The sequence below is a fragment of the Pseudomonas sp. B21-056 genome (assembly GCF_026016325.1).
GTDB lineage: Bacteria > Pseudomonadota > Gammaproteobacteria > Pseudomonadales > Pseudomonadaceae > Aquipseudomonas.
On sequence record NZ_CP087203.1, the window covers coordinates 3,438,544 to 3,461,924 of the forward strand.

The 23,381-nt window shown below is 61.6% G+C and carries 22 protein-coding genes and 1 pseudogene; 14 read left to right on the forward strand and 9 right to left on the reverse strand.

The window, feature by feature from the left end; all coding sequences use genetic code 11:
• Positions 1-134: 134 nt before the first annotated feature.
• Positions 135-398: a DUF2790 domain-containing protein gene (locus LOY67_RS14485; RefSeq protein WP_265063137.1), complete on the forward strand. Its 264-nt coding sequence runs from the start codon at positions 135-137 to the stop codon at positions 396-398.
• Between the two features lie 82 nt (positions 399-480).
• Here LOY67_RS14485 and LOY67_RS14490 read toward each other — a convergent pair whose 3' ends face one another.
• Positions 481-759: a DUF1652 domain-containing protein gene (locus LOY67_RS14490; RefSeq protein ID WP_265063138.1), complete on the reverse strand. Its 279-nt coding sequence runs from the start codon at positions 757-759 to the stop codon at positions 481-483.
• A gap of 405 nt (positions 760-1,164) precedes the next feature.
• Positions 1,165-2,154 (reverse strand): annotated as a pseudogene (gene ilvA, locus LOY67_RS14495) (threonine ammonia-lyase, biosynthetic); the annotation flags it as partial.
• A 472-nt stretch (positions 2,155-2,626) separates the two neighbouring features.
• Between ilvA and LOY67_RS14500 the strand changes: the two are divergent.
• Positions 2,627-3,838 carry a multidrug effflux MFS transporter gene (locus tag LOY67_RS14500; RefSeq protein WP_265063140.1) on the forward strand — a complete coding sequence of 404 codons (1,212 nt, stop codon included), beginning with the start codon at positions 2,627-2,629 and terminating at the stop codon, positions 3,836-3,838.
• Positions 3,839-3,994: 156 nt separating this feature from the next.
• On the opposite strand, the gene LOY67_RS14505 is transcribed toward LOY67_RS14500, so the two are convergent.
• Positions 3,995-5,143, reverse strand: coding sequence for a PQQ-dependent sugar dehydrogenase (locus LOY67_RS14505; RefSeq protein WP_265063141.1), 1,149 nt, complete (start codon positions 5,141-5,143; stop codon positions 3,995-3,997).
• Between the two features lie 33 nt (positions 5,144-5,176).
• On the reverse strand, positions 5,177-5,518 hold the full coding sequence (locus LOY67_RS14510; RefSeq protein ID WP_265063142.1) for a hypothetical protein: 342 nt from the start codon (positions 5,516-5,518) through the stop codon (positions 5,177-5,179).
• A gap of 248 nt (positions 5,519-5,766) precedes the next feature.
• On the opposite strand from LOY67_RS14510, the gene LOY67_RS14515 reads away from it, so the two are divergent.
• Both LOY67_RS14515 and ligD read left to right on the forward strand, forming a co-directional pair.
• Entirely contained in the window at positions 5,767-6,657 is an 891-nt protein-coding gene (locus LOY67_RS14515) for a Ku protein (protein ID WP_265063143.1), read from the forward strand.
• A 33-nt stretch (positions 6,658-6,690) separates the two neighbouring features.
• Positions 6,691-8,655 (forward strand): DNA ligase D, encoded by a 1,965-nt coding sequence (gene ligD / locus LOY67_RS14520; protein WP_265063144.1) that lies wholly within the window; start codon positions 6,691-6,693, stop codon positions 8,653-8,655.
• Positions 8,656-8,672: 17 nt separating this feature from the next.
• On the opposite strand, the gene lpxO is transcribed toward ligD, so the two are convergent.
• Positions 8,673-9,572 (reverse strand): lipid A hydroxylase LpxO, encoded by a 900-nt coding sequence (gene lpxO / locus LOY67_RS14525; protein WP_265063145.1) that lies wholly within the window; start codon positions 9,570-9,572, stop codon positions 8,673-8,675.
• Positions 9,573-9,975: 403 nt separating this feature from the next.
• Here lpxO and LOY67_RS14530 point away from each other — a divergent pair, with 403 nt between their 5' ends.
• Both LOY67_RS14530 and LOY67_RS14535 read left to right on the forward strand, forming a co-directional pair.
• On the forward strand, positions 9,976-11,562 hold the full coding sequence (locus LOY67_RS14530) for an ABC-F family ATPase (protein WP_265063146.1): 1,587 nt from the start codon (positions 9,976-9,978) through the stop codon (positions 11,560-11,562).
• A 269-nt stretch (positions 11,563-11,831) separates the two neighbouring features.
• On the forward strand, positions 11,832-13,025 hold the full coding sequence (locus LOY67_RS14535; RefSeq protein ID WP_265063147.1) for an MFS transporter: 1,194 nt from the start codon (positions 11,832-11,834) through the stop codon (positions 13,023-13,025).
• Here the strand turns inward: LOY67_RS14535 and LOY67_RS14540 are convergent.
• Both LOY67_RS14540 and LOY67_RS14545 read right to left on the reverse strand, forming a co-directional pair.
• Positions 13,019-14,056 carry an alpha/beta hydrolase family protein gene (locus tag LOY67_RS14540; protein WP_265063148.1) on the reverse strand — a complete coding sequence of 346 codons (1,038 nt, stop codon included), beginning with the start codon at positions 14,054-14,056 and terminating at the stop codon, positions 13,019-13,021. The two genes, LOY67_RS14535 and LOY67_RS14540, sit on opposite strands and share 7 nt — an antisense overlap.
• 291 nt (positions 14,057-14,347) lie before the next feature.
• On the reverse strand, positions 14,348-14,956 hold the full coding sequence (locus LOY67_RS14545) for an FMN-dependent NADH-azoreductase (RefSeq protein ID WP_265063149.1): 609 nt from the start codon (positions 14,954-14,956) through the stop codon (positions 14,348-14,350).
• A 127-nt stretch (positions 14,957-15,083) separates the two neighbouring features.
• On the opposite strand from LOY67_RS14545, the gene LOY67_RS14550 reads away from it, so the two are divergent.
• Both LOY67_RS14550 and LOY67_RS14555 read left to right on the forward strand, forming a co-directional pair.
• The gene (locus tag LOY67_RS14550; protein WP_265063150.1) at positions 15,084-15,992 is read left to right on the forward strand and encodes a LysR substrate-binding domain-containing protein; all 909 of its coding nucleotides are present in this window, start codon (positions 15,084-15,086) and stop codon (positions 15,990-15,992) included.
• Entirely contained in the window at positions 15,989-16,342 is a 354-nt protein-coding gene (locus LOY67_RS14555) for an MmcQ/YjbR family DNA-binding protein (protein WP_265063151.1), read from the forward strand. The genes LOY67_RS14550 and LOY67_RS14555 overlap by 4 nt, the downstream gene beginning before the upstream one ends.
• 3 nt (positions 16,343-16,345) lie before the next feature.
• On the opposite strand, the gene LOY67_RS14560 is transcribed toward LOY67_RS14555, so the two are convergent.
• Positions 16,346-16,774: a DUF1294 domain-containing protein gene (locus tag LOY67_RS14560; RefSeq protein WP_265063152.1), complete on the reverse strand. Its 429-nt coding sequence runs from the start codon at positions 16,772-16,774 to the stop codon at positions 16,346-16,348.
• The gene (locus LOY67_RS14565) at positions 16,771-17,601 is read right to left on the reverse strand and encodes an undecaprenyl-diphosphate phosphatase (protein WP_265063153.1); all 831 of its coding nucleotides are present in this window, start codon (positions 17,599-17,601) and stop codon (positions 16,771-16,773) included. The genes LOY67_RS14560 and LOY67_RS14565 overlap by 4 nt, the downstream gene beginning before the upstream one ends.
• A gap of 244 nt (positions 17,602-17,845) precedes the next feature.
• Between LOY67_RS14565 and LOY67_RS14570 the strand changes: the two genes are divergently transcribed.
• From LOY67_RS14570 to LOY67_RS14595, 6 genes are all read left to right on the forward strand, one after another.
• A complete protein-coding gene (locus LOY67_RS14570; protein ID WP_265063154.1) occupies positions 17,846-19,480 on the forward strand; it encodes a methyl-accepting chemotaxis protein in 1,635 nt (544 codons plus the stop codon).
• A gap of 350 nt (positions 19,481-19,830) precedes the next feature.
• Complete coding sequence (gene pnuC, locus LOY67_RS14575) at positions 19,831-20,394, forward strand: nicotinamide riboside transporter PnuC (protein WP_265063155.1); 564 nt, start codon at positions 19,831-19,833, stop codon at positions 20,392-20,394.
• Positions 20,391-20,915 (forward strand): AAA family ATPase, encoded by a 525-nt coding sequence (locus tag LOY67_RS14580; RefSeq protein ID WP_265067769.1) that lies wholly within the window; start codon positions 20,391-20,393, stop codon positions 20,913-20,915. The genes pnuC and LOY67_RS14580 overlap by 4 nt, the downstream gene beginning before the upstream one ends.
• A 338-nt stretch (positions 20,916-21,253) precedes the next feature.
• Positions 21,254-21,700, forward strand: coding sequence for a hypothetical protein (locus tag LOY67_RS14585; protein ID WP_265063156.1), 447 nt, complete (start codon positions 21,254-21,256; stop codon positions 21,698-21,700).
• A gap of 1 nt (position 21,701) precedes the next feature.
• Positions 21,702-22,280: an adhesin gene (locus LOY67_RS14590; protein WP_265063157.1), complete on the forward strand. Its 579-nt coding sequence runs from the start codon at positions 21,702-21,704 to the stop codon at positions 22,278-22,280.
• Between the two features lie 63 nt (positions 22,281-22,343).
• Complete coding sequence (locus LOY67_RS14595; protein WP_265063158.1) at positions 22,344-23,333, forward strand: heme utilization protein; 990 nt, start codon at positions 22,344-22,346, stop codon at positions 23,331-23,333.
• Positions 23,334-23,381: the final 48 nt, after the last annotated feature.

The window sequence follows — 23,381 nt, forward strand, 5'->3', positions numbered from 1 at the left end:
GTTTCACTTAACCTCCGTTTAATTCCGCGATCCGACACTGGCCCGGACCGCGCCCGCCCTGACAAAGGCGCCGCGCGGCAGACCTCGATGCCAGGGGCATCAGGTCAACGTCTCTTTGCTGCGGAGTTTTGAACATGAATACTTGTGCGCTAGTAGCCGCTGCGTCCTTCCTGGGCCTGGCCGGCATCACCGGTCTGGCTCAGGCCAACACCGCCCCACCGTCCACGCCCTATCACTACGGCATGCCACTGCAGATCAAGAAGGTGCTGTCATTGACGGAACCCTCCACGCCTTATTGCGAAGTAATCACCGCACAAATGGTGTACGTCGACAAGGCGGGAGAAACCCAGGATATGTCATATCGCAAGCTGTCGAATGCTTGTATGAACGAGAACTGAGTGTCATCGTCGCGCTGACAATGGACGCCAGGGTCGGCTATCGACCGGACCCAGGCGTCAGATTATCAAGACAAGGCCGCGACTAGCGCCCGGTCATCCGGTGTTGTTGATGAAAGTAATTACCGGAACCGTGGTTGTGGTCGAGTTCGCTGCGCAGCTCGGCAATCAGGTCGTTGATCGCCCGACAGCCGGTGAGTTTGTTCGCATCGATATTGGACTTGATCAAGGCGACTCGATCGGTTTCGTGATCGTCGAAGATCTTGATCGTCATCGTCAGATCGGGTGACAAGGTGCATTGCGAGCGCTTGGGCAGCAAACTGCTTTCAATGATATTGCGCATTTCGAGGGCAGATAAAAACATGGCGACTCTCTCCTGTTGAGGCGGCCAATTTATGTTTACGACGACGGTACTTCGTCCGTTTCTTCCCTGCGGACTGAGACTACGAATACCGTGCCGTACGTTCATTTCTTGGCGTTCTGATCAATGAGTCCGGGAAGCGAACTCCTGAATCATTCCGCAAAAAATATGCCTGCATTTGCCACATTTCTGTTTGATGTAAATCAACCACTTAGTGAGCCGGCGCGCCGAACGCTTCGTGCAGAATGCAAGAGAACGGCGCTTTCCTTCTTGCAAACTGCATGCAGACCGCAATCGCTTGATTGCTGTCGAAGGCTAGAGTAGCCCCAATTGCAAAGGCGGGGCCGGGCATCCGTCGGGTAGTTGAAAAAAGCGATGACAGGTCGTGCCTCACATCGCTTCCACGGCGGCACGCTCCGCCACATGGCGCAAACTGTCGAAATTGATGTTGGCCCCGGAGTCGATGGCGATCAGGGTCTGGCCACGGGCACCGGTGCGAGCGACGTACTGCTTGATGCCCGCCACTGCCAGGGCGCCGGATGGCTCGGTGATCGAGCGGGTATCGTCATAGATGTCCTTGATCGCCGCGCAGAGCTGGTCGTCGGAGACCGTCAGCACTTCGTCGACACAGAAGCGACAGATGCCGAAACCATGGGCGCCGATCTGCGCCACGGCCACACCGTCGGCGAAGGTTCCCACGGTCGGCAGGACAACGCGCTCTCCGGCAGCCATTGCCGCCTGCAGGCAGGCGGAGTGCTGCGATTCCACGCCGATGATACGGACTTCCGGGCGCAGGTACTTGACGTAGGCCGCGACCCCGGCAATCAGTCCGCCACCGCCAACCGGAACAAAGATCGCGTCCAGCGCACCGGCGTGCTGACGCAGTATCTCCATGGCGACCGTGCCTTGGCCAGCGATGACATCCGGGTCATCGAAAGGCGAAACGAACTCCCGTCCGGTCTGTCGGGCCAGGTCCAGTGCATGCGCCAGGGCAAATGGAAAACTCTCGCCGTGCAGCAGTGCCTCGGCACCGCGGTTACGTACGCCCAGCACTTTCAGTTGCGGCGTGGTCAACGGCATGACGATGCAGGCCGAGATACCCAGCTCCCGTGCCGCCAACGCCACGCCCTGGGCATGGTTGCCGGCCGACGCAGTGATGACACCACGGGCCCGTTGCTCCGGTGTCAATTGCACGAGCTTGTTGTAGGCACCGCGGATCTTGAAGGAAAACGTCGGCTGCAAGTCTTCACGCTTGAGCAGGATTCGGTTACCCAGGGCTTCGGAGAGTGCAGGAGCCGCTTGCAGCGGTGTGCGCACGGCCAGCTCGTACACCGGCGCGGCGAGGATTTTCTTAACGTAGTGCTCCAGCAACGTTTGCTCGGGGCGGGAAGCGGTCATGGCGGTCTCCTGGTTTGAATCGGGCCCAGGAGACAGAAAGAAAAAACCCGCCTCAAGGGCGGGTTGGGTGCAGCCGTCAGCTAGCCCGCCAGATAAGGAATGGCGGTAATAATGCTTGGCTGGCTGCGCAGTACGGTAGAAGTCATGGCTGGAAATTAGCTGGGCGTTGATGGCAAGTCAATGGCAAATACTCTTCCAAGACGCAAACAAGCCCTTGTGGGAGCGAGCTTGCTCGCGAAGACGTCGGCACAGTCGACATTGCAGACTACTGACAGACCGCTATCGCGAGCAGGCTCGCTACCACAAGGGATACCCACCATCGTGGCGACTCAGATATTGAGCTTGACGGATTGCATAAGGATCATCATGCTTGCCCTTTAATATTACAAGCATAATATATTACAGCAAGAATAATGGGCAGACCTTTCAACGGTGGCCTGCTCAGCGGCAACCACCCTAAGAGTGCAGCACCATGACGACAGCTCTCGCGAATGATGCTACCCAGGCCCTGAAGCCCCTGACCGGGCGAATCGTGGCGTTGCTGGCAGGCCTGGCTGCCATCGGCATGCTTTCCACTAACATCATTCTGCCGGCGTTCCCGATGATCGGCGAAGACCTCGGAGTCAGTGCTCGCGAACTCGGCCTGACGCTATCGAGCTTCTTCATCACTTTCGCACTGGGCCAGTTGATCGTCGGGCCACTGGCCGACCGCTACGGGCGCCAGAAACTGGTGCTGGGCGGGCTCCTGGTTTTCGTGGTCGGCACTGTCATCGGGGGCCTCGCCACCCACCTTGACGTGCTGATCGCCGGACGGGTCGTGCAGGCACTGGGCGTCTGCGCAGCCTCGGTGCTGTCGCGCGCCATTGCACGGGATCTGTTCGAGGGCGAAACCCTCGCCCGTGCCTTGTCCCTGACCATGATCGCCACCGCCGCTGCACCAGGCTTTTCGCCCCTGGCAGGCAGTTTGCTGTCGGCCACGCTCGGATGGCGCGCCATCTTCATCCTGGTGGGACTGGCCGCCGTTGCGCTCGCGCTCTTCTACATTCGCGGCCTGGGAGAAACCCACCCAGCCGATCGCAGGGCCCCGCTCTCGGTCATGAGCGTGGTTCGCGCCTACCGACGGTTGGCGTTGGACAAGCGGTTCATCCTGCCGGCCGTTTCGATGAGCCTTCTGATAAGCGGGTTGTTTGCCTCGTTCGCCGCAGCCCCCGCCATCCTGATGAAAGGAATCGGCTTGACGTCATTGCAAACCGGCCTGTACTTCGCCGCTACGGTGTTCGTCGTGTTCGCCGCCGGCATGGCGGCCCCACGCCTCGCCCATCGCCATGGTCCCCGCATCATCACAATCCTCGGCATCGCCTGCGCCATGGCCGGTGGAGGCTTGCTGCTCGCAGGCCCGGCCGATCCAAGCCTTGGGCGCTACGCCCTCTCGATGGTCACCTTCCTCTGGGGCATGGGGCTGGCTAATCCGCTGGGCACGGCCATCACCATGGGGCCTTTCGGCAAAGAGGCCGGAATGGCCTCCGCGCTGCTCGGCTTCATTTCCATGGGCGCAGCCGCATTGACCACCTGGCTGGCCTCGGTCCTGCCCTTTGCACCGGTCACGGCCCTGGGTGGTATCCAGGCCGTTACCTGCCTGATTGCGCTGGTCTTGTTCGTTCTGCGAGGCAGCCTCGCCAAGTAAACCCGTCGATGCGCTCCTGCAAGGATTGCCGGTATTGTATTCACCGCAACCCCTGTGGGAGCGAGCCTGCTCGCGATAGCGCTCTATCAGCCAACAGTGTTATCAACTGACACACCGCCATCGCGAGCAGGCTCGCTCCCACATTTTTGCCCAGGGTTATTTGAGCCCGACTCTATACAGCGCACCGTCGTCCTCATCCGTCAGGACATACAGATAACCATCCGGCCCCTGGCGCACATCGCGGATCCGCTCCTTGAGTTCACCCAGCAGGCGCTCTTCGTGAACGACCTGATCACCTTCCATCTGCAAGCGGATCAGGTTGCGGGACACCAATGCGCCGATGAAGACATTGTGCTGCCAGGGCTTGAAGCGCTCGTTGTCGTAGAAGGCCATGCCACTGAGGCCCGGCGACACCTGCCAGACATGGTGCGGGCCGAGCGTACCTTCGACGGTCTTGCCTTTGGCTTCGGGAATCGGCGCACCGGAGTAGTTGATGCCATGGGTCGCCAGCGGCCAGCCATAATTCTTGCCGCGCTCGATGATGTTCAGTTCATCACCGCCCCTGGGTCCGTGCTCGTTCTCCCACACTGTGCCGCTCCAGGGGTTGAGCGCGGCGCCTTGGGGGTTGCGAAGGCCATAGGACCAGATCTCGGGACGGATATTCTTCTGACCGACAAAGGGATTGTCATCCGGCACCTTGCCGTCCGGGTAGAGGCGCACGACCTTGCCTTGCAGCTTGTCCAGGTCCTGGGCCGTCGGGCGGTCGTTGTTTTCCCCCAGGGTAATGAACAGATAACCGTCCCGGTCGAAGACCAGCCGCGAACCGAAATGATTGCCCGTGGAGAGCTTGGGCTGCTGGCGGAAAATCACATCGAAGTTCTCCAGGCTCTTCAAGTCTTCCGAGAGCTGTCCGCGACCCACAGCAGTACCGGCCTTGCCATCCTTACCGGCCTCGGCGTAGGACAGGTATACGGTGCGGTCCTGCTTGAAGTCCGGTGACAATGCCACATCCAGCAAGCCGCCCTGGCCGGTGGCCCATACCTCGGGGACGCCGCTCAACGGCGCCGATAACCGGCCGTCGGGGCTCACCAGGCGCAAACTGCCCGGTCGCTCCGTCACCAGCATGCCCCGCTGCTCCGGCAGGAACGCCACGGACCAGGGGTGTTCCAGCCCCCTGACCACGGTGGTCACCTCCAGCGTGCCCTCCTCGCTCTTCAATACCTGGGTTTGCGCGGCCCAGACCGGCGCGGCAAGGGTCAGGACAGCGCTGGCGCAAAGCGCAGCCTGGAGTGTTTTACGCAACATGCACACTTCCTTCTGTGATGAGGGACAAGACGACTAGCGATTGCCGTTGTTTGTGTTCCTGGGTGGCGTACCGGATTCGATGGTGGGCCTGGGCGAACCCGCCGGTGGCCCCGAACGCGGATAGCCATTGCCGATACCGCCGTTTTCCAGGGTCGGCGGACGGGGCACCGGCACCGTCGGGTAGCGGTTGATCGTCGGTACGTTGGGCTGGGTTCCCTGCATGCTGTTGGGATTGGCCCGGCGTATCGGGTTGTTATAGGGGTTGTTGTTGCCCGGCAGGTTCTGGGCCACGACCACGGCGCCCTGGCCCGCTGTCGCGGCCTGGACGGCGGTGGTCAGCAATAGCGTGGTGATGGCAAGTAGCAGCCTGTTCATCGGTACCTCCCAGCTTCGCGGAAATCGCTCAGGCATATCGAAAACACGCTACCGCGCTGGTTCGTCGTTGTTAAGCAAAATGTCCGGCTGAAGATGTAACGAGGCATCTCTGCGAACAATCCTGTGGAAGCGAGCCTGCTCGCGATGGCTATGTTGACTGACACACCGCCAGCCGGCGCCCGATGGAAACTTTTTCCAAGGCCCGAAGGTCACCAGAGAGAACCCTTCACCGGCAAGGAAACGGCACCATGGCACGGGCAATATGGAAAGGCGCAATCAGTTTCGGGCTGGTCCACATTCCCGTGGCATTGGTGTCGGCGACGTCGTCCCAAGGTGTGGATTTTGACTGGCTGGACAAGCGCAGCATGGACCCGGTGGGCTACAAGCGGGTCAACAAGGTCACGGGCAAGGAGGTGACCAAGGAAGACATCGTCAAGGGTGTCGAGTACCAGAAAGGCCAGTACGTGTTGCTCAGCGAGGAGGAAATCCGCTCAGCCCACCCCAAGTCCACCCAGACCATCGATATCTTTTCCTTCGTCGACAGCGAGAAAATCCCGCTGCAAAACATCGACACGCCGTACTTCCTCGCCCCGGACAAGCGTGGCGGCAAAGTCTATGCCTTGCTTCGCGAAACCCTGGTCAAGACCAACAAGGTGGCCCTGGCCCACGTCGTGTTGCATACCCGTCAACACCTGGCAGCGCTGATGCCCCTGGAGTCGGCCCTGGTGCTGGTGATGCTGCGCTGGCCGGCAGAAGTGCGCGGGCTGGACATCCTGGAGCTGGGTGACGAGGTGACCAAACCGAACCTGGTCAAAGGCGAGCTGGAAATGGCCAAGCGCCTGGTGCAAGACATGAGCGCCGACTGGGAGCCCCAGGACTATCGGGACAGTTTCCAGGAGCAGATCATGGAGCTGGTGGAGAAGAAGGCCAACGAAGGCCGGCTCGAAGCGGTGGAAACCGACCCGGGCGAAGAACAGCGCAAGACCGCCGACGTCATCGACCTCACCGAGCTGCTCAAGCGCAGCCTGGGCAGCAAGGGCAAGACGGCCGACAAACCCGCCGCAAAAACCGCCGCAAAACCTGCGAAGGCCAGCAAACCTGCTCCTGCCAAAAAAGCCACCAAGGCTTCCCGGGGCTAAACCACGGACGTCAGCGATACAAGGGAACCTGTCATGGCCAAGGCCGATCGTGAATCTGCCCGTACATCCGAAAAAACCGTGAACAGCCGCCCCCAACGGGGTCGCAAAGAGCGCCTCCCGGAACGGCTGTTGCCGCAACTGGCAACACCCGTGGAGCAACCCCCCACGGGAGAATGGCGCTATGAAGTCAAATTCGATGGCTATCGGCTGCTGACCCGCATCGAGAACGGCGAAGTCCGCTTGTTCAGCCGCGATCATCAGGACTGGACCGAGCGCCTCAAACTGCACGCCGAAGCCTTGGCCGAGATGAACCTGGGGGACAGCTGGCTGGACGGCGACCTGGTTCTGCTCGACGACAGCGGCCAGGCCGACATGGGCGCGCTGCGGGACGCCTTCGAGATCGGCCGCACCGTGGACATGATCTACGTGCTGTTCGACGCTCCGTTTCTCAATGGCGAGGACCTGCGACAGAAGCCGGTGGAAGAACGGCGCGCGGCGTTGAAAAAAGTCCTCAGGCATCACGGCGGCAAGCGATTGCGCTTCTCCGAAGCCTTTTCCGCCAGCGAGGATGAGATCCTGGAAAGCGCCAGCGCCCTCTCCCTGGACCGGGTCGTCGGCAAGCGCCAGGGCAGCCCTTATGTGTCACGGCGCAGCAGCGACTGGGTCAATCTGAAGTGCCGGCTGCGCCAGGCCTTCGTGATTGTCGGGTTCACTCGTCCACAAGGCGCACGCAGCGGCTTCGGCGCCTTGCTGCTCGCAGTCAACGACCCTTCGGGCCTGGTGTATGCCGGCCGGGTCAGCAGTGGGCTCAGCCAAGATGAAGTCCAACGGCTGCACGAACGACTCTGCGCACAGGAGCGCGATACTTCGCCCCTGGCCAAACCGCTCAACGCAACACAGAGGCGCGGCGTGCAGTGGGTCGAGCCTGACCAGGTCTGTGAGATCGAGTTCACTGAATGGACCGCCAGCGGCCTTGTACGGCAGGCGGCTTTCGTGGAAATGCTCGACGATATGCCGGCGGACAAAATTGTCCGCGAACATCCCTTGCCGATGAAAACCCAGACACTTGACGCCAAGCGCGGCGGCAAGCACCGGGAGGTAGAAGTCGCCGGCGTGAAGATCACCCATCCCGAGCGCGTCATCGACAGCGTCAGTGGCGTGCAAAAGATCGAGCTGGCGCAATACTACGCAGACATCGCGCCGTGGCTCCTGCCCCACTTGAAACAACGCCCCGTCGCGCTGCTGCGGGCACCGGACGGGATCAGTGAGGAGCAGTTCTTTCAGAAACACGCCGATCGCCTGGAGATTCCCCACATCAGGCAGCTGGAGCCGGGACTCGACCCTGGCCATGCCGCCCTGATGGAAATCGACAGCCTCCAGGCGCTCGTCAGCGCAGCGCAGATGGGTACGGTGGAACTGCACACCTGGACCGCCACCCGCGACCGGATCGAGACGCCGGACCTGTTCGTCCTCGACCTGGACCCCGATCCGTCGCTGCCCTGGAGTGCCATGCTCGAGGCCACTCGCCTGACCCTGTCGGTGCTCGACGAGCTGGGCTTGCAGGCGTTCCTCAAGACCAGCGGCGGCAAAGGCATGCACATCATCGTGCCGCTGGCGCGCGGCGAAAGCTGGGACGCTACCAAGGCTTTCGCGAAAGCTATCTCACAGTTCATGACCCGCCAGATGCCGAAACGGATCACCGCGACCATGGGGCCCAAGAACCGGGTCGGGAAAATCTTCGTCGATTACTTGCGCAACGCCCGGGGCGCCAGCACGGTTGCGGCCTACTCAGTACGCGCCCGGCCCGGCCTGCCGGTATCGGTTCCGGTCGCCAGGGCCGAACTCGATGGGCTGCGCAACGCCCAGCAATGGGATATCCAGACAGCCCTTGAGCGGGCCAGGAGCCTGGGGGCCGATCCGTGGGAAGGCTACAGCCATCGCCAACGGATCACCGCCAGGATGTGGGAACAACTCGACGCAGAAAAGCCCGCGGAATGAGCAACACCCGGTAGGAGTCAGATCCAGATGAACACCGCCAGCAGGCCGCCAAAGAACGCCCACTTCTGCAGGTAATACAGCTTTCGGTTGCGCTTTTTCAGCGCCTTGCCCTGCAAGCGAATCCTGTAGAGCCTGGAGAACGCCCGGTTCAACCCGCCGGTCTTGTCGCCGGCATCGTTCGGCGCCCCGGCAGCGGCCATCACGGTGCGGCTGAACCAGCGATTGAACGCGGTTGCCCAACCGAACCGCATCGGCCGCTCCACATCGCAAAACAAAATGATGCGGTTGTGGGCGGTGGTGTTCTCGGCGTAATGGATGAAGGTTTCGTCGAAGACCACCGCCTCGCCGTCGCGCCAATGGTATGGCTCACCATCGACATTGATATAACAACCGGCATCGTTGGGGGTTTCCAGGCCCAGGTGATACCGATAGGAGCCGGCATACGGATCGCGGTGTCGAACCAGTCTGGAACCTGGCGGCAGCTCGGCGAACATCGCCGCCTTGATCGACCCGATGTCCTGCACCAGTTCGGTGGTGCGCGGACACAGCTTCATGGCCGAGGGATGGCTGTCGCCGTACCACTTCAGGTAGAAGCGCTTCCAGCCGGTCTTGAAGAAAGAATTGAAACCAACGTCGTCGTATTGATTCGAACGCTTGATCTCCCCCGCCTGCAACAGGCTCCGGCCCTCTGCACGGATTTCTTCCCAATGAGCCTGTAAAGGGCTCAGGTCCGGGAAATCGACGGGGCTCAGGAAGGGTTTGTTGGGCAGCTTCGAACACAGGTAAAGCAGGCAATTGACAGGCGCCAGGAAGGACGAGTGGTCGCTTAGCTGGCGTCCGAGCTTGTGCCGCACATGTCCGCGCAGGTGCACATAGCCGATGGACAAGAGGTAGATCGCGGCGATGATGAGTTTCACAGGGTCGTCACGCACTGGAGTGAACGGGTTGCGTCCCCTGGCCAACCAAGCGGCAGAAGGGATGCCATCTAAAGATGGTGGCATTTTAGCCACAGGTTGTAACTGAAAGTTAACCTCATTTGTGAAAAACTGTCTTGCCCGGGCGAGACCCTATCGTTAACGCGGCCAGATCAGTACAATCGCCGCCAAATATCGTGCGCCCCCCTTTTGCCCGACACCGTGACCCGGTTTCGCGCACATCCACTCGGGTTCGGCGCTTCGTAATGCTGCTGTCCTCTTATGCCGGATGGACCCTTGCGCCTGCAACCGCTCTGCCTTTGCGCGGTTACGGATCGGCGCAGACAGGTACTGAACAGGTACTGCCGCACCCTTAGCTACTCTGAATGTTCCGCAGGATAAACCTTTGATCTCTACAGCTAACATCACGATGCAGTTCGGCGCCAAGCCGCTGTTCGAAAACGTCTCTGTCAAATTCGGCGCGGGCAACCGCTACGGCCTGATCGGTGCCAACGGTTGCGGCAAGTCGACCTTCATGAAAATCCTCGGCGACGACCTCGAGCCGTCCGGTGGCCAGGTCATGCTCGAGCCGAACGTGCGCCTGGGTAAACTGCGCCAGGACCAGTTCGCCTACGAGCAATTCACTGTAATCGACACCGTGATCATGGGTCACGAAGAGCTGTGGAAGGTCAAGGCCGAGCGCGATCGCATCTACTCGCTGCCGGAGATGACCGAAGAAGACGGCATGGCCGTGGCCGAACTGGAAACCGAGTTTGCCGAGATGGACGGCTACACCGCCGAATCCCGTGCTGGCGAGCTGTTGCTAGGCCTGGGTATTCCACTGGAACAGCATTTCGGCCCGATGACCGAAGTCGCGCCAGGCTGGAAACTGCGGGTACTGCTCGCCCAGGCGCTGTTCTCCGATCCGGAAGTGCTGTTGCTCGACGAACCGACCAACCACCTGGACATCAACACCATCCGCTGGCTGGAAAACATCCTCACGGCGCGTAACAGCACCATGATCATCATTTCCCACGACCGGCACTTCCTGAACAGCGTCTGCACCCACATGGCCGACCTGGACTACGGCGAGCTGCGCCTGTTCCCGGGCAACTACGACGAATACATGATCGCCGCGACCCAGTCCCGCGAGCAGTTGCTGTCGGACAACGCCAAGAAGAAAGCCCAGATCGCCGAGCTGCAGACCTTCGTCAGCCGCTTCTCGGCCAACGCCTCGAAAGCCAAGCAGGCCACCTCCCGCGCCAAGCAGATCGACAAGATCCAGCTCGCCGAGGTCAAGCCATCGAGCCGCGTGAGCCCGTTCATCCGTTTCGAACAGACCAAGAAACTGCACCGCCAGGCGGTGACCATCGAGCGCATGTCCAAGGGCTTCGATGGCAAGACCCTGTTCAAGAACTTCAGCTTCACCGTCGAAGCCGGCGAACGCGTGGCAATCATCGGCCCCAACGGTATCGGCAAGACCACCCTGCTGCGCACCCTGATGGGCGAACTGGCGCCGGACGCCGGCACCGTGAAGTGGACCGAAAGCGCGGAACTGGGCTACTACGCCCAGGACCATGCCCATGACTTCGCCGACGATGTCAACCTGTTCGACTGGATGGGCCAGTGGACCCAAGGCGAACAGATGATCCGCGGCACCCTGGGCCGCATGCTGTTTTCCAACGACGAGATCCTCAAGTCGGTCAAGGTCATCTCCGGTGGTGAACAGGGCCGCATGCTCTTCGGCAAGCTGATCCTGCAGAAACCGAACGTACTGGTGATGGACGAACCGACCAACCACCTGGACATGGAATCCATCGAAGCGCTGAACCTGGCGTTGGAAAACTACCCGGGCACGCTGATCTTCGTCAGCCACGACCGTGAGTTCGTGTCGTCCCTGGCCACCCGCATCATCGAGCTGAGCGCGGACGGTGTGGTCGACTTCAGCGGCACTTATGATGACTACCTGCGCAGTCAGGGTGTGATGTTCTAAGTCAGCCTCAAGCTGCAAGTGAAAAGCCCTGTCCGATGTGACAGGGCTTTTTCATTTCAGTCTGCACAAAACCCGGTGGGAGCGAGCCTGCTCGCGATGGGGCCCTGCCAGTCACCTCTTCATCATCTGATCCACCGCTATCGCGAGCAGGCTCGCTCCCACAGGGGATTTGCGGTGACCTTCATCCGCACACTTAGTTAGCCAGCTTTCTTTTATCCCCACCTCGGGCCATGATGAAGCTCTCCTGCCGCCGCCCGCGAACGAGCCTCATGTCTACGCCGCAAGCCACCCCCAGTTCAATGTCGATCACCCTGCAGATCGTCTCCATCGTTTTCTACACCTTCATCGCCTTTCTCTGCATCGGCCTGCCGATTGCCGTGTTGCCGGGGTATGTTCATGAGCAACTGGGCTTCAGTGCGGTGGTGGCCGGGCTGACCATTGGTTCACAGTATCTGGCGACGCTGCTCAGCCGCCCCATGGCCGGGCGGGTATCGGACAGCGTCGGGACCAAGCGGGCGATCGTCTACGGGTTGTCGGGCATTGTGCTCAGCGGTGTGCTGACGCTGATTTCCACCTTGTTGCAAAGCCTGCCGCTGCCGAGCCTGGTGATCCTGATTGCCGGTCGCTTGTTGCTCGGCGTGGCCCAGGGCTTGATTGGCGTGGGCACCATCAGTTGGTGCATGGGCCAGGTTGGCGTGGAGCACACCGCCCGTTCGATCTCCTGGAACGGCATTGCCTCCTACGGCGCCATTGCCATCGGCGCCCCGCTGGGGGTGGTGATGGTCGGTGACCTGGGCTTCAGTAGCCTGGGAATCGCGCTGTCACTGTTGGCCGGCGCGGCGTTACTGCTAATCCGCAACAAGCCTTCGGTGCCGGTGGTGCGTGGCGAACGCCTGCCCTTCCGGGCCGTGTTCGGGCGCATTGCGCCGTACGGGGCCAGCCTGAGCCTCGCCTCGATCGGCTACGGCACGCTCACCACGTTCATTACCCTGTTTTATGTCAGCCGGGGCTGGGTTGGCGCGGCGTGGTGCCTGACGGTATTCGGCATCTGCTTCATTCTTTCGCGCTTGCTGTTCATTTCCAGCATCGCCCGCTTCGGTGGCTTCAACTCGGCCATCGCGTGCATGAGCATCGAAACCCTGGGGCTGGTGTTGCTCTGGCTGGCGCCTTCCCCCGCGCTCGCATTGGTAGGTGCTGGGCTGGCCGGTTTCGGGCTGTCGCTGGTGTATCCGGCGCTCGGCGTGGAAGCGATCAAGCAAGTGCCGAACACCAGCCGTGGCGCGGGGCTGAGCGCCTATGCCGTGTTCTTCGACCTGGCCCTGGCGATTGCCGGGCCATTGATGGGGGCAGTGACGCTGAACCTGGGCTATTCGTCGATCTTTTTCTGTGCCGCGTTGCTGTCGATCAGCGGACTGGGACTGACCCTGTTGCTACGTCGCCGCGCTGAAAACACCGGTTACTGATCGGCCGTGCGCATACCGGCCCGGGACGGCTTGCCCAGGGCCTGGCTGAAGAACCGCCCCGCCTCGGAAATCATGGTGCGGTGGATGTCCTTGCGGTCGACACCATCGGCGTCGGTGCACAGCGCCGGCATTGCGGCAATCTGTTCTTCGGTGCACGGCGCCAGGAAAACAAAGTGCCCTGCCCCGGCCAGGGTCTTGAAATCCGGTGCGGTGGGCAGCTTGCGGGCCAGGGCGGCGGCATTCTTGTCAAAGGCCACCAGTTTGTCGCCATCGCCGCTGTACAGCAGCACCGGCACATGCACGTCGGCCAAGGTATGGCGACCGAACTTCAGGCTCAACGGCGCCATCAACAGCAATGCCCGGACCCTGGGGTCAGCCATCGGTTGCAGATCGTCGCGGTCGGCAATCAGCTCGCCCTGGGTGTTGCAAGCGTCACGGTCGTCCGGCCGCTCCTGGCAATAACGGCGCAGGCGATTGAGATCCGGCGTGGCACCGGACAGGATCAGTGCGGTTTCCCCACCGGCCGAATAGCCGATCACCCCCACCTGCCCGGCATTGACGAACGGTGACAGCATCGGGTCGTTCAGCGTTGCGGTAATGGCTTCGGAAATCTGGAGCGGCCGCCCGTAGAGGTTGCTCAGGGTACCCAGCCGGCTATGGTCCTGGGCATTGTCCCCAGGATGGATCACCGCGACCACCACAAACCCCTTGCGTGCCAGTGACGTGGCGAGGTCGTGCAGGGCCAGCGGCGTACCCGTGTTGCCGTGGGACAGCATCAACATTGGAAAGCGGCCGATGGCAATCTGCGCGTCCGGCGCAGCGTCGATCTGATAGCCGCCCAGTTGGCTGGTCTGCTCCCTGGCGATAGACGGATAGAACGCGATGGCGTGCATCGGCTGCTGATCCAGCGGATCGAGAAAGCTCAGCTCATGAAAGCCGGCACTCCAATGAGGGTGCAACGCCGGTGCGGCCTGCACCGTAACCAGGCTGCCGAGCAGACAAAGCAGGAACCCTGCACCAAGACGTATCATCGAATCATCCACCTTCACCAGCGGACAGGAAGGCCCCGTCGCTCGCTGCCTGGACTTGCATGACCTGCGCCATAAGCCCGATGAGCAGAATACAGCGTTTCAGGAAGGTTTCGATATTCATTAATGCGCAATGACGGTGATGCAAATCTCAGCACCACCCAAAAACCAATGTGGGAGCGAGCCTGCTCGCGATAGCGGTGGGTCAGCCAGCATTGAAGTGACCGATCCATTGCTATCGCGAGCAGGCTCGCTCCCACAGGGATTTCAGAGTCTGATGGACCTGTGTGAGCCTTACGCGGCGGCGAACTGTTCGCCGATCTGCGCCTTGGCGTCGCTCATGGCTTTGTTGCGCATGTCATCACCATAGGCCAGGCCTTCGGCGCGGACGACTTCGATGTCGGTAATGCCGAGGAAGCTGAACATGTGCTGCAGGTAATCCTCGTGGGCCACGCCACTTGGCTTACCGGCATGCAGGCCGCCTGCCGTGGATACGATCACCAGCTTCTTGCCGCCGCACAGGCCTTCATAACCGGCTTCGGTGTAGCGGAACGTCTGGCCGGCCACGGCAATGCGGTCGATCCAGGCCTTGAGCTGGGTCGGGATGGTGAAGTTGTACATTGGGGCGGCGATCACTACCGCATCCGCCGCGAGGAACTCGGCCATCGTCGCGGCGCTGAGGTCGGCTTCGTGCTGCAGCGCCGCATCGCGCAATTCAGCGCTGGTACCGGCGGCCACCAGCGTCAGTGCGGAAAAATGACTGATCGCATCGGCGGCCAGGTCGCGGTAGGTCACGACCACGTCCGGTTCGGCGGCCTTCCAGGCCTCGACCACGTCACGGCTCAACTGGCGGGACGCGGAGTTGTCGCCGAGGATGCTCGAATCGATGTGCAGAAGTTTCATATGAGTGCTCTCCAATGAGGATCGCTACCGGGCGATCGAATAGGAGCATCCTACCGATGAAACCAATGGTCGATTAGCCGGCAATAATGCGATAGTTCGTCCCACTGACAGGACAATCGAGCCGGACATGCAAGACCTCAACGATCTCTACTATTTCGCCAAAGTCGTCGAAGCCGGCGGCTTTGCGGCAGCCGGGCGAACCCTTGGCATCCCAAAGTCGCGGCTGTCCCGGCGTATTGCCGAACTGGAAGAGCGCCTCGACGCCCGCCTACTGCAACGCACCACCCGCCAATTGAAACTGACAGCCGTGGGCGAACGTTACCTGCGCCATTGCCAGGCCATGTTGCTGGAGGCGGAAATGGCCGACGAAGCGGTGGCGAGCATGTCCAGCGCGCCGCGTGGCCGGTTACGGGTTTCAAGTCCGGTGGGGCTGGCCCACGAGATCCTGGCCGGGGTGGTAGCCGATTTCCTGGAGAAATACCCTCAGGTCCAACTGGAGATGATCCTGGTCAATCGCCGTGTCGACCTGGTGAGCGAGGGCATAGACGTAGCGCTGCGTGTGCGTGACCTGGGCGATGAAGACCCGCTGCTGATGACGCGCCGCTTGCGTCAGGCACGCTTGATCATGGTTGCCAGCCCGGCGTTCGTCGAAGGACGGCGGATCGAAACCCCCGAGGACCTCAAGCAACTCCCGGTGCTCGGGGCAATTGAGAGCGATCGTCTGGTGCATCTGCGCCTGCACAGCACCGACGGGCAGATTGCCGAACTGGCCCTGGAAGCGCGCCTGGGCATTGACGATTTCATTGTGCGGCGCGCCTGCGTCCTCGCCGGCCTGGGCTTTACCTTATTACCGAGCATGTATTGCGAGCAGGAGTTGAGGGACGGCACACTGGTGGAATTGTTGCCGGGATGGTCGCTGCCCGATGGCTGGCTGCAGGCGGTCTATCCCCATCGACGGGGCATGTTGCCGGCGGTACGCGCATGGCTCGACCATCTGGTGGAAGCCTTCAACCTTTGCGGAGAAAGGACGTTATGAGTTTGAGCGAAGAGGATGTCGCGCGGTTTTGCCTGGGCTTGCCTGGCGCCAGGGAAGATTACAAATGGGGCGGCGTGCGGGTGTTTTCCATCGCCGGGAACAAGATGTTCGCCCTGCAGGGCCTGCGCAGCGACTCATTGGCGTTCAAGGTCGACAAGGACCTGTTCCTGGGGCATTGCGACCGACCGGGCATCCACCCTGCCCCGTACCTGGCGCGGGCCCAGTGGATCATCATGCACACGCCCTACCCGTTGGGTGCCGAAGAACTGCATGGCCTGCTGCAACGCTCCCACCAATTGGTCGTCAGCAAGTTGCCCAAGCGCACGCAGGTCGGTTTGTTATTGCCGTGACATTCACGCCCACGCCAGCAGATGACTGCCCAGGAACAACTGGTCGACCCAGAACACCTGGTGCAGCAGCACGATGAACCAGAACACCACCTGAAACGACACCTTGCGGGTCTTGTGCCTGAACACCTGCTGGGCCAGCAACGCCCCGGGCCAGCCGCCGGCCAGCTCCACGGCGTGCAACACATTCTCGGGGGTGCGCCAGGCGTCGGCCCGGGCCTTGCGCTTGTCGGTCCAGTAGAGCAGGAACGCCACGACACTGACGAGCCCATAGGCCGTCAACGGCACCCATGACGCCTCCTGCAGCCCGAGCAGCAGCGAGCCCATCAGCGGTAGCGTGCACAGCAGCGCAAACACGATCAACTTGAGCCTAAGGTTCTGTACTGCTCCCCCGGTGTCGCGGGCTGCGTGTCTGCGGGTGCCCGAATCCTTCATGGCTGGGCGGTCGTCCAGTCCACCCAACCGAATTGCCAGGTCGCCAGGATCAACAGGCCGAACGCGATCCGGTACCAGGCGAACACCGCGTAGCTGTGGCTGGCGATAAACCGCAGCAGGCCCTTGACCGCGATCATGGCGAAGATGAACGCGGTGACGAAGCCGATGGCGAACACCGGGAAATCCGCCGGAACGAAGAGTGCGCGGTACTTGTAGCCCGAGTAGACCGCCGCGCCGACCATGGTCGGCATGGCCAGGAAGAACGAAAACTCGGTTGCGGTCTTGCGCGACAGGCCGAACAGCAAGCCGCCGATGATGGTCGAGCCGGAACGGGAGGTGCCGGGAATCATCGCCAGGCACTGGGCCAGGCCGACCTTGAGTGCATCTTTCCAGGTGATTTCGTCCACCGTTTCGGCGTGCACCTCATGCTGGCGCTTCTCGGCCCACAGCATGATGAAACCACCCACCACCAGCGCGGCGGCGACCGTGACCGCGTTGAACAGGTATCGGTGGATCAGATCGGCAAACAGCACCCCCAGGACCACGGCGGGCAGGAAGGCTATCAGCAGGTTGGCGGTAAACCGTCGGGCACCTGGCTGGGTGGGCAAACCCAGCACCACGTCGAAGATCTTGCGCCGGAACTCCCAGACCACCGCCAGGATCGCCCCCAGCTGAATGATGATGTTGAACGCCATCGCCCGTTCCCCGCCGAATTCAAGCAGGTCGGCCACAACGATCTGGTGCCCCGTGCTGGAAATCGGCAGGAATTCCGTCAGGCCTTCTACAATGCCAAGAATCAGTGCCTGAAAGGCAGTCCACAAATCCATTCATCCCCCAAAAAAACCCTGTCAGGCAGGGTCTCATCGATATTCAAGTGTCATGCAAGTACGAGCAGCGGGTGCACGATAACTGCGCCCTTCCCCAAAAAACCAATGAAAAATCAAAGGCAGGCTCAGGTTTTGCGTTGCGAGGCCGAAATCCTATCAGACAAGCCCTGAAAACGCCGCCGCGTTGCCCAGGAGCGATCCACCGGCCGTGGATGACAAGAACAAGAAACTGGAGTGACAGCGTATGAATAGCTTGCGCAATGTGTCGATCAGCCGACGCTTGTGGCTCATCCTCGTCGTGGCCATCTTGATGGTGTTCACGTTGGGTGCCTTGATGCTGAAGCAGATCCACAGCGATCTCTACCAGGCCAAGGTGCAGAAAACCCAACATGTGGTCCAGACCGCCAGTGGCGTGCTGAGCTATTACCAGGGTCTGGAAGCCGCCGGCACCCTGACCCGCGAAGCCGCGCAGAAACAGGCCCTCAGCGCCGTGCGTGGCCTGCGCTACAACGAGACTGACTATTTCTGGATCAATGACCTGACACCGGTCATGGTCATGCACCCCACCAACCCGAAGCTCGAAGGCCAGAACCTCTCGGCGATCCGCGACCCGAACGGTTTCGCGCTGTTCAACGAGATGGTCACCATCGCCAAGGCCAAGGGCGCCGGGATGGTGGATTATCTCTGGCCGAAACCGGGCGCCGAGGCACCGGTCGGGAAGACCTCCTACGTCAAACTGTTCGAGCCCTGGGGCTGGATCATCGGTTCGGGCGTGTATGTGGATGACGTGCAGGCCGAGTTCCAGGCCCAACTGATCAAGGCCTCGCTGATCGGCCTGTCGATCGCATTGATCATGAGCCTGCTGTTGACCCTGATCGTACGCAGCATCGTGCGCCCCCTGCAGGAAACGGTGAATGCCATGGCCAACATTGCCAGCGGTGAAAGCGACCTGACCCGCACCCTCGACACCCATGGCCAGGATGAAGTCACCCAACTGGCGCAACACTTCAACGCGTTTACCACCAAGCTGCGCGGCGTGGTGAGCCAGTTGCAGGCTTCGGCCAGCGCGCTGGGGCAATCGTCCAACGAACTGGGCAGCGACGCCGCCCAGGCCCAGGAACGCAGCCAACAGCAATCGCAACAGATGGAGCTGGTGGCCACGGCGATCAACGAAGTGACCTATGGCGTGCAGGACGTGGCCAAGAACGCCGAGCACGCTGCCAGTGAAATGCGCGACGCCGAGTCCCAGGCCCAGCAGGGCCAGGTCAACATCGACGGCAGCTTGCAGCAGATCGACCGTCTTTCCCAGACCATCGACCAGGCCGTGGAAGTGATTCGTACCCTGGCCAGCGAAAGCACCCAGATTGGCAGCGTCCTGGAGGTGATCCGCTCCATTGCCGAGCAGACCAACCTGTTGGCTCTCAACGCCGCAATCGAAGCCGCTCGCGCCGGGGAACAAGGCCGGGGCTTCGCGGTGGTGGCCGATGAGGTGAGGTTGCTGGCCCAGCGCACGCAGAAGTCCACTGCCGAGATCCAGGGGATGATCGAACGCCTGCAAACCCACTCCGAAGCCGCCGTGAAAGTCATCAGCGACAGCAGCCGCGCCTCGCAACTGACCATCGAACAGGCCGGCCTGGCGGGCGCCAGCCTCAACGCCATCGGCCAGGCCCTGCGCAATCTCAACAGCCTGAACGCCTCCATCGCCAGCGCCACCCTGCAACAGGCCCACGTGGTAGAGGACATCAACCAGAACGTCACCCAGGCCGCCGGCCTGTCCCACAGCACCGCCCTGGCGGCGGAACAGTCGAGCCTGGCAAGCACACGCCTCAAGGCGTTGAGCGAACAGCTGAACAGCCTGCTCAAGCAGTTCCGGGTTTAAGCATCCAGCATGGGTGCAAGCTGACCCACCGCCATCGCGAGCAGGCTCGCTCCCACAGGGGGCTGCTGGCGACCACCGATCTTGCGATCAACCCGGATCCCTTGTGGGAGCCGGGCTTGCCCGCGAAGACGGCGGTACAGTCAGCATCACTGTGACAGATACACCGCCTTCGCGAGCAAGCTCGTTCCCACAGGGTCCTGCTGGCGACCACAGGTCTTGCGATCAACCCGGAACCCTTGTGGGAGCGAGCCTGCTCGCGATAATGCCGGCACATCCAACATTGATGTTGGAGCTGTCCCCGCCATAACGTTTACAATCGCCTCCCTTTTCCATTCCCCCAAGGAACCGCCATGTCCGGGCTTGAACTGTTTGCCGCAGCCCTCGGCGTGATCGCTGTCTGGTTGACCGTCAAGCAGAACCCCTGGTGCTGGCCGATCGGCTTGGTCATGGTGCTGCTGTACAGCTGGATTTTCTACGACGTGAAGCTGTACTCGGACATGCTCTTGCAGGTGGTCTACGCCGCGCTGCAACTGTACGGCTGGTGGCAATGGACCCGTGCCGGACAGCAGCATGACGGACGCCAGGTCACCCGCCTGGGCGGGCCTTCGATGCTGCGTGGCCTGGCCGTCGGGGCGGCGGGCAGCCTGCTGCTCGGCGCTGCCATGGCGCACTGGACCGACGCCGCCCAACCCTGGCTCGACGCAGCGCTCACCGGCTTCAGCCTCGTGGCCCAGTGGTGGATGGCGCAGAAGCGCGTGCAATGCTGGCCCTTGTGGATCGCCCTCGACGTGATCTTCGTCGGCCTGTTCATCTACAAGGACCTGTACCTGACCGCCGCGCTCTACGCCCTGTTCACCCTGCTGGCTGTGCAGGGCTGGCGGGAATGGCGCGCCGACCCGGCCCTGCGCGCATGAAGGTGGTGGTGCTGACCGGCCCCGAGTCCGCCGGCAAGAGCTGGCTGGCAGCACAGTTGCAGGAACACTTCGGTGGTTTGCGGGTGGATGAATACGTCCGCCACTTCATGGAACAGCACCCCCGCGACACCTGCCTGGACGACATCACCGATATCGCGAGCGGCCAGTTGGCCTGGGAAGACGCAGCCCGGGCCCGACAACCGGCACTGCTGATCCTCGACACCCATCTGTTGAGCAATATCCTCTGGAGCCAGACGCTGTTCGGCGACTGCCCAAGCTGGCTGGAGCCGGCCTTGCTGGCGCGCCATTACGACCTGCATCTGCTGCTGAGCCCCGAGCAGGTCGAATGGACCGGCGACGGCCTGCGCTGCCAGCCTGACCTGGCGCAACGCCTGCAATTCTTCGCCGCCATCGAAGACTGGCTGATTCGGCATCAGCAACCTTTCCAGGTGATCGAAGGCGACTGGGCACAGCGCCAGGCCCAGGTATTCGCAGCCGTGGCCCAACTGCTCCAGGCCTGACTGCCCTTGGCTGGGCGGCATAGTGCCATCCTGTTCCTTTCTTGAAACATCCCCACCGCGTCAACCCCGGATCCAAAGCTGTTTCACCGATTTGTCATTCCAACTGTCAAGTTGCTGAAACACCCCTCCAAAAGCCTGGATCCAGAGCCACCGGACAGCAGATGGCCTATTGACCCTCATGGGTGTTGTCTCAGTCATGAAACAGGTCCCGTCTCAGTCGTTTGGCCACGACGATCAACCCATTGAATTAAAAGACTTTTCAAAACCCGGCACGACATCTGCTGTCCCTCTTCGCAACGCTGGACCAGAGCCAGCCCACCGAAGAAGGAATCGATGCCGTGGGGACTTTCGATAAGTGTTTGACCGCCCTGCTGTTGATCGGCTGCGCCGCCGGCGCGACGCACAGCCTGCCGGTGCAGGCCGAAGGCAACGGCGTCATCGTCCTCAACCGTGATGTACAGCCGGTCCATATCGGGCGCAACGGCGGCAAGGACCCCTACCCGACCACCGTCAATGCCAACCCGTCCGATCGAATCAACCAGGCGGCCACCAGCACCGAACTGAGCGATGGCGAATTTGCCAGCGTCGCCAGCGGCTCGTCGATCCGCAACACCATCAATACCAATACCGGCGTGCAAGGCCTGAACGTCGTGACCAACCCCAACGGCATGCCCGGCATGAGCGCCGGCCATGGTGGCGGCAGCGGTGGCGCAATCTCCGGCACCATCAACCGCTCGCTGAGTACCGGCCTGGCCCCACTGGGTCGACTGGCGGGAGGTCAATGACATGAGAGCGACGCTGATTCTGCTTGCCCTGCTCGGCTCATCCACTGTACTCGCCGACCCAGGCGTGGCGGTAGTCAGTAGCGCCAACCTGCAGGATTCCGGCAGCCGATATACCGGCAACCTCAACGTCAACCAGGCGGCAGGCGACCGGACCCAGCAAACCAACACCCGGGCCATCGCCATCGGCACCGAGGCACAGGCCACCACCATCGTGCGCCAGCGGCTGGACACTCCCGCCGATCCTTCCATGAACGCAACCGCCCGCATCGGCGGCAGCTCATTCACCAACGGCAACGGCGTGCTGGGCGTCAACCAGTCCGCCGGGGCCAACAACCAGATGGCCAATGTCATGCGGATAGGCATCAGCGCCCAGCCGCAGAGCATTGACGACAGCGCGCTTTCCCAACAGAACGTGGCGTTGTTACCGAACTCAGGAGCAACTGGCACCCCTACCGGCAGTCGCCAGGTCGTCACCAGCGACCAGGCCTTCACCGGCAGCCGTGGGGTCATCCAGGTGAACCAGAGTGCCGGGGTGGGGAACCGAATGGCTAACACCCTGAGCATCCGGGTCGCCGACTGACCCGGGCAGTAGACCCATAAGAAAGTACTGACACTTAACCAACGACAAGCAAGGAGAAACACCATGAAACCTACAATGGCACTCAAACCATTGGTTTTCGCTCTCGCCGCTGTCATGGCAATGGCCGCACAGGCCGGTGGCAACGATAACAATCACGGTCACGGAGGTCACGGACATGGCGACCATGGTCCGAAAGGACCTACCTGGCAGGAACAGCTCTCCATTACTGCCGGAGCTGCGGCCACGGTGCTGGATGAGCAGAACAGCGACGGTAACGTAGTGACCAACCAGGCCACCAAAAACACCGCTGAAGCCAAGGACTCGCTCAATGGCAGCAACGGCAACATGGGCGCCAACGTCGCTGGCGGCGACGGCAACCAGCAGGACAACGCCGCGGCCCTGGCCACTGCAGATGAAAGCTTCATCTTCGGCTCGGCTGTCGCCATGTCCAGCGCCACGCAGGTCAATAACAACAACTACGTCAAGAACAACTCGACCCAGAACAACGCCTCGCTTACCAACGCAGGCAACAATGGCTCCGGCAACATCGGCATCAACGTGACCGCCGGCAACTTCAACCAACAGAAAAACAACCTGGCCATCGCCGTCTCCGGAGGCCGTATCGCAACAGCCTCTGCCGCAGCCGACCAGACCTCCACCGGCCTGTCGGTGGACAACAAAGGCGTGCGGACCTACAAAACCGACACCCTCACCAGCACCTATGAAGCCTCTGGCACGTTCAAGGCCAAAGGCAGCGGTACTTCCGAAGGCGACAACCATGGCGGCTGGGACAACAAAGGCGGCGGTTATGGCGGTGGTCACGATGACGACAAGTTCAAGTTCACCGCCGTGGGCACTTTCGAGCTGGCCGGCAGCAACACCCAGCAGGTGTTGACCCGCGATGGCTGGAAAAACCCTGTGATCAACAACGCCACCATGAGCAACTCCATGAACGGCTTCTCCGGCAACGGCGGCGCCAACGTGTCGGCGGGCGTGGGCAACCAACAGAGCAACTCGCTGTCCATCGCTGCTGGCTGCAAAGCCTGCATGTAACTACGTGTGAAATGGGGCCCCGGCAACGGGGCTTCTTTTTCAGGGTTT

What these genes read in the sequence shown, in the direction of transcription:
- LOY67_RS14485 (WP_265063137.1), top strand. Translation starts at nt 135, where the DNA reads ATGAATACTTGTGCGCTAGTAGCCGCTGCGTCCTTCCTGGGCCTGGCC.
- LOY67_RS14490 (WP_265063138.1), bottom strand. Translation starts at nt 759, where the DNA reads ATGTTTTTATCTGCCCTCGAAATGCGCAATATCATTGAAAGCAGTTTG.
- LOY67_RS14500 (WP_265063140.1), top strand. Translation starts at nt 2,627, where the DNA reads ATGACGACAGCTCTCGCGAATGATGCTACCCAGGCCCTGAAGCCCCTG.
- LOY67_RS14505 (WP_265063141.1), bottom strand. Translation starts at nt 5,143, where the DNA reads ATGTTGCGTAAAACACTCCAGGCTGCGCTTTGCGCCAGCGCTGTCCTG.
- LOY67_RS14510 (WP_265063142.1), bottom strand. Translation starts at nt 5,518, where the DNA reads ATGAACAGGCTGCTACTTGCCATCACCACGCTATTGCTGACCACCGCC.
- LOY67_RS14515 (WP_265063143.1), top strand. Translation starts at nt 5,767, where the DNA reads ATGGCACGGGCAATATGGAAAGGCGCAATCAGTTTCGGGCTGGTCCAC.
- ligD (WP_265063144.1), top strand. Translation starts at nt 6,691, where the DNA reads ATGGCCAAGGCCGATCGTGAATCTGCCCGTACATCCGAAAAAACCGTG.
- LOY67_RS14535 (WP_265063147.1), top strand. Translation starts at nt 11,832, where the DNA reads ATGTCTACGCCGCAAGCCACCCCCAGTTCAATGTCGATCACCCTGCAG.
- LOY67_RS14540 (WP_265063148.1), bottom strand. Translation starts at nt 14,056, where the DNA reads ATGATACGTCTTGGTGCAGGGTTCCTGCTTTGTCTGCTCGGCAGCCTG.
- LOY67_RS14545 (WP_265063149.1), bottom strand. Translation starts at nt 14,956, where the DNA reads ATGAAACTTCTGCACATCGATTCGAGCATCCTCGGCGACAACTCCGCG.
- LOY67_RS14550 (WP_265063150.1), top strand. Translation starts at nt 15,084, where the DNA reads ATGCAAGACCTCAACGATCTCTACTATTTCGCCAAAGTCGTCGAAGCC.
- LOY67_RS14555 (WP_265063151.1), top strand. Translation starts at nt 15,989, where the DNA reads ATGAGTTTGAGCGAAGAGGATGTCGCGCGGTTTTGCCTGGGCTTGCCT.
- LOY67_RS14560 (WP_265063152.1), bottom strand. Translation starts at nt 16,774, where the DNA reads ATGAAGGATTCGGGCACCCGCAGACACGCAGCCCGCGACACCGGGGGA.
- LOY67_RS14565 (WP_265063153.1), bottom strand. Translation starts at nt 17,601, where the DNA reads ATGGATTTGTGGACTGCCTTTCAGGCACTGATTCTTGGCATTGTAGAA.
- LOY67_RS14570 (WP_265063154.1), top strand. Translation starts at nt 17,846, where the DNA reads ATGAATAGCTTGCGCAATGTGTCGATCAGCCGACGCTTGTGGCTCATC.
- pnuC (WP_265063155.1), top strand. Translation starts at nt 19,831, where the DNA reads ATGTCCGGGCTTGAACTGTTTGCCGCAGCCCTCGGCGTGATCGCTGTC.
- LOY67_RS14580 (WP_265067769.1), top strand. Translation starts at nt 20,391, where the DNA reads ATGAAGGTGGTGGTGCTGACCGGCCCCGAGTCCGCCGGCAAGAGCTGG.
- LOY67_RS14590 (WP_265063157.1), top strand. Translation starts at nt 21,702, where the DNA reads ATGAGAGCGACGCTGATTCTGCTTGCCCTGCTCGGCTCATCCACTGTA.
- LOY67_RS14595 (WP_265063158.1), top strand. Translation starts at nt 22,344, where the DNA reads ATGAAACCTACAATGGCACTCAAACCATTGGTTTTCGCTCTCGCCGCT.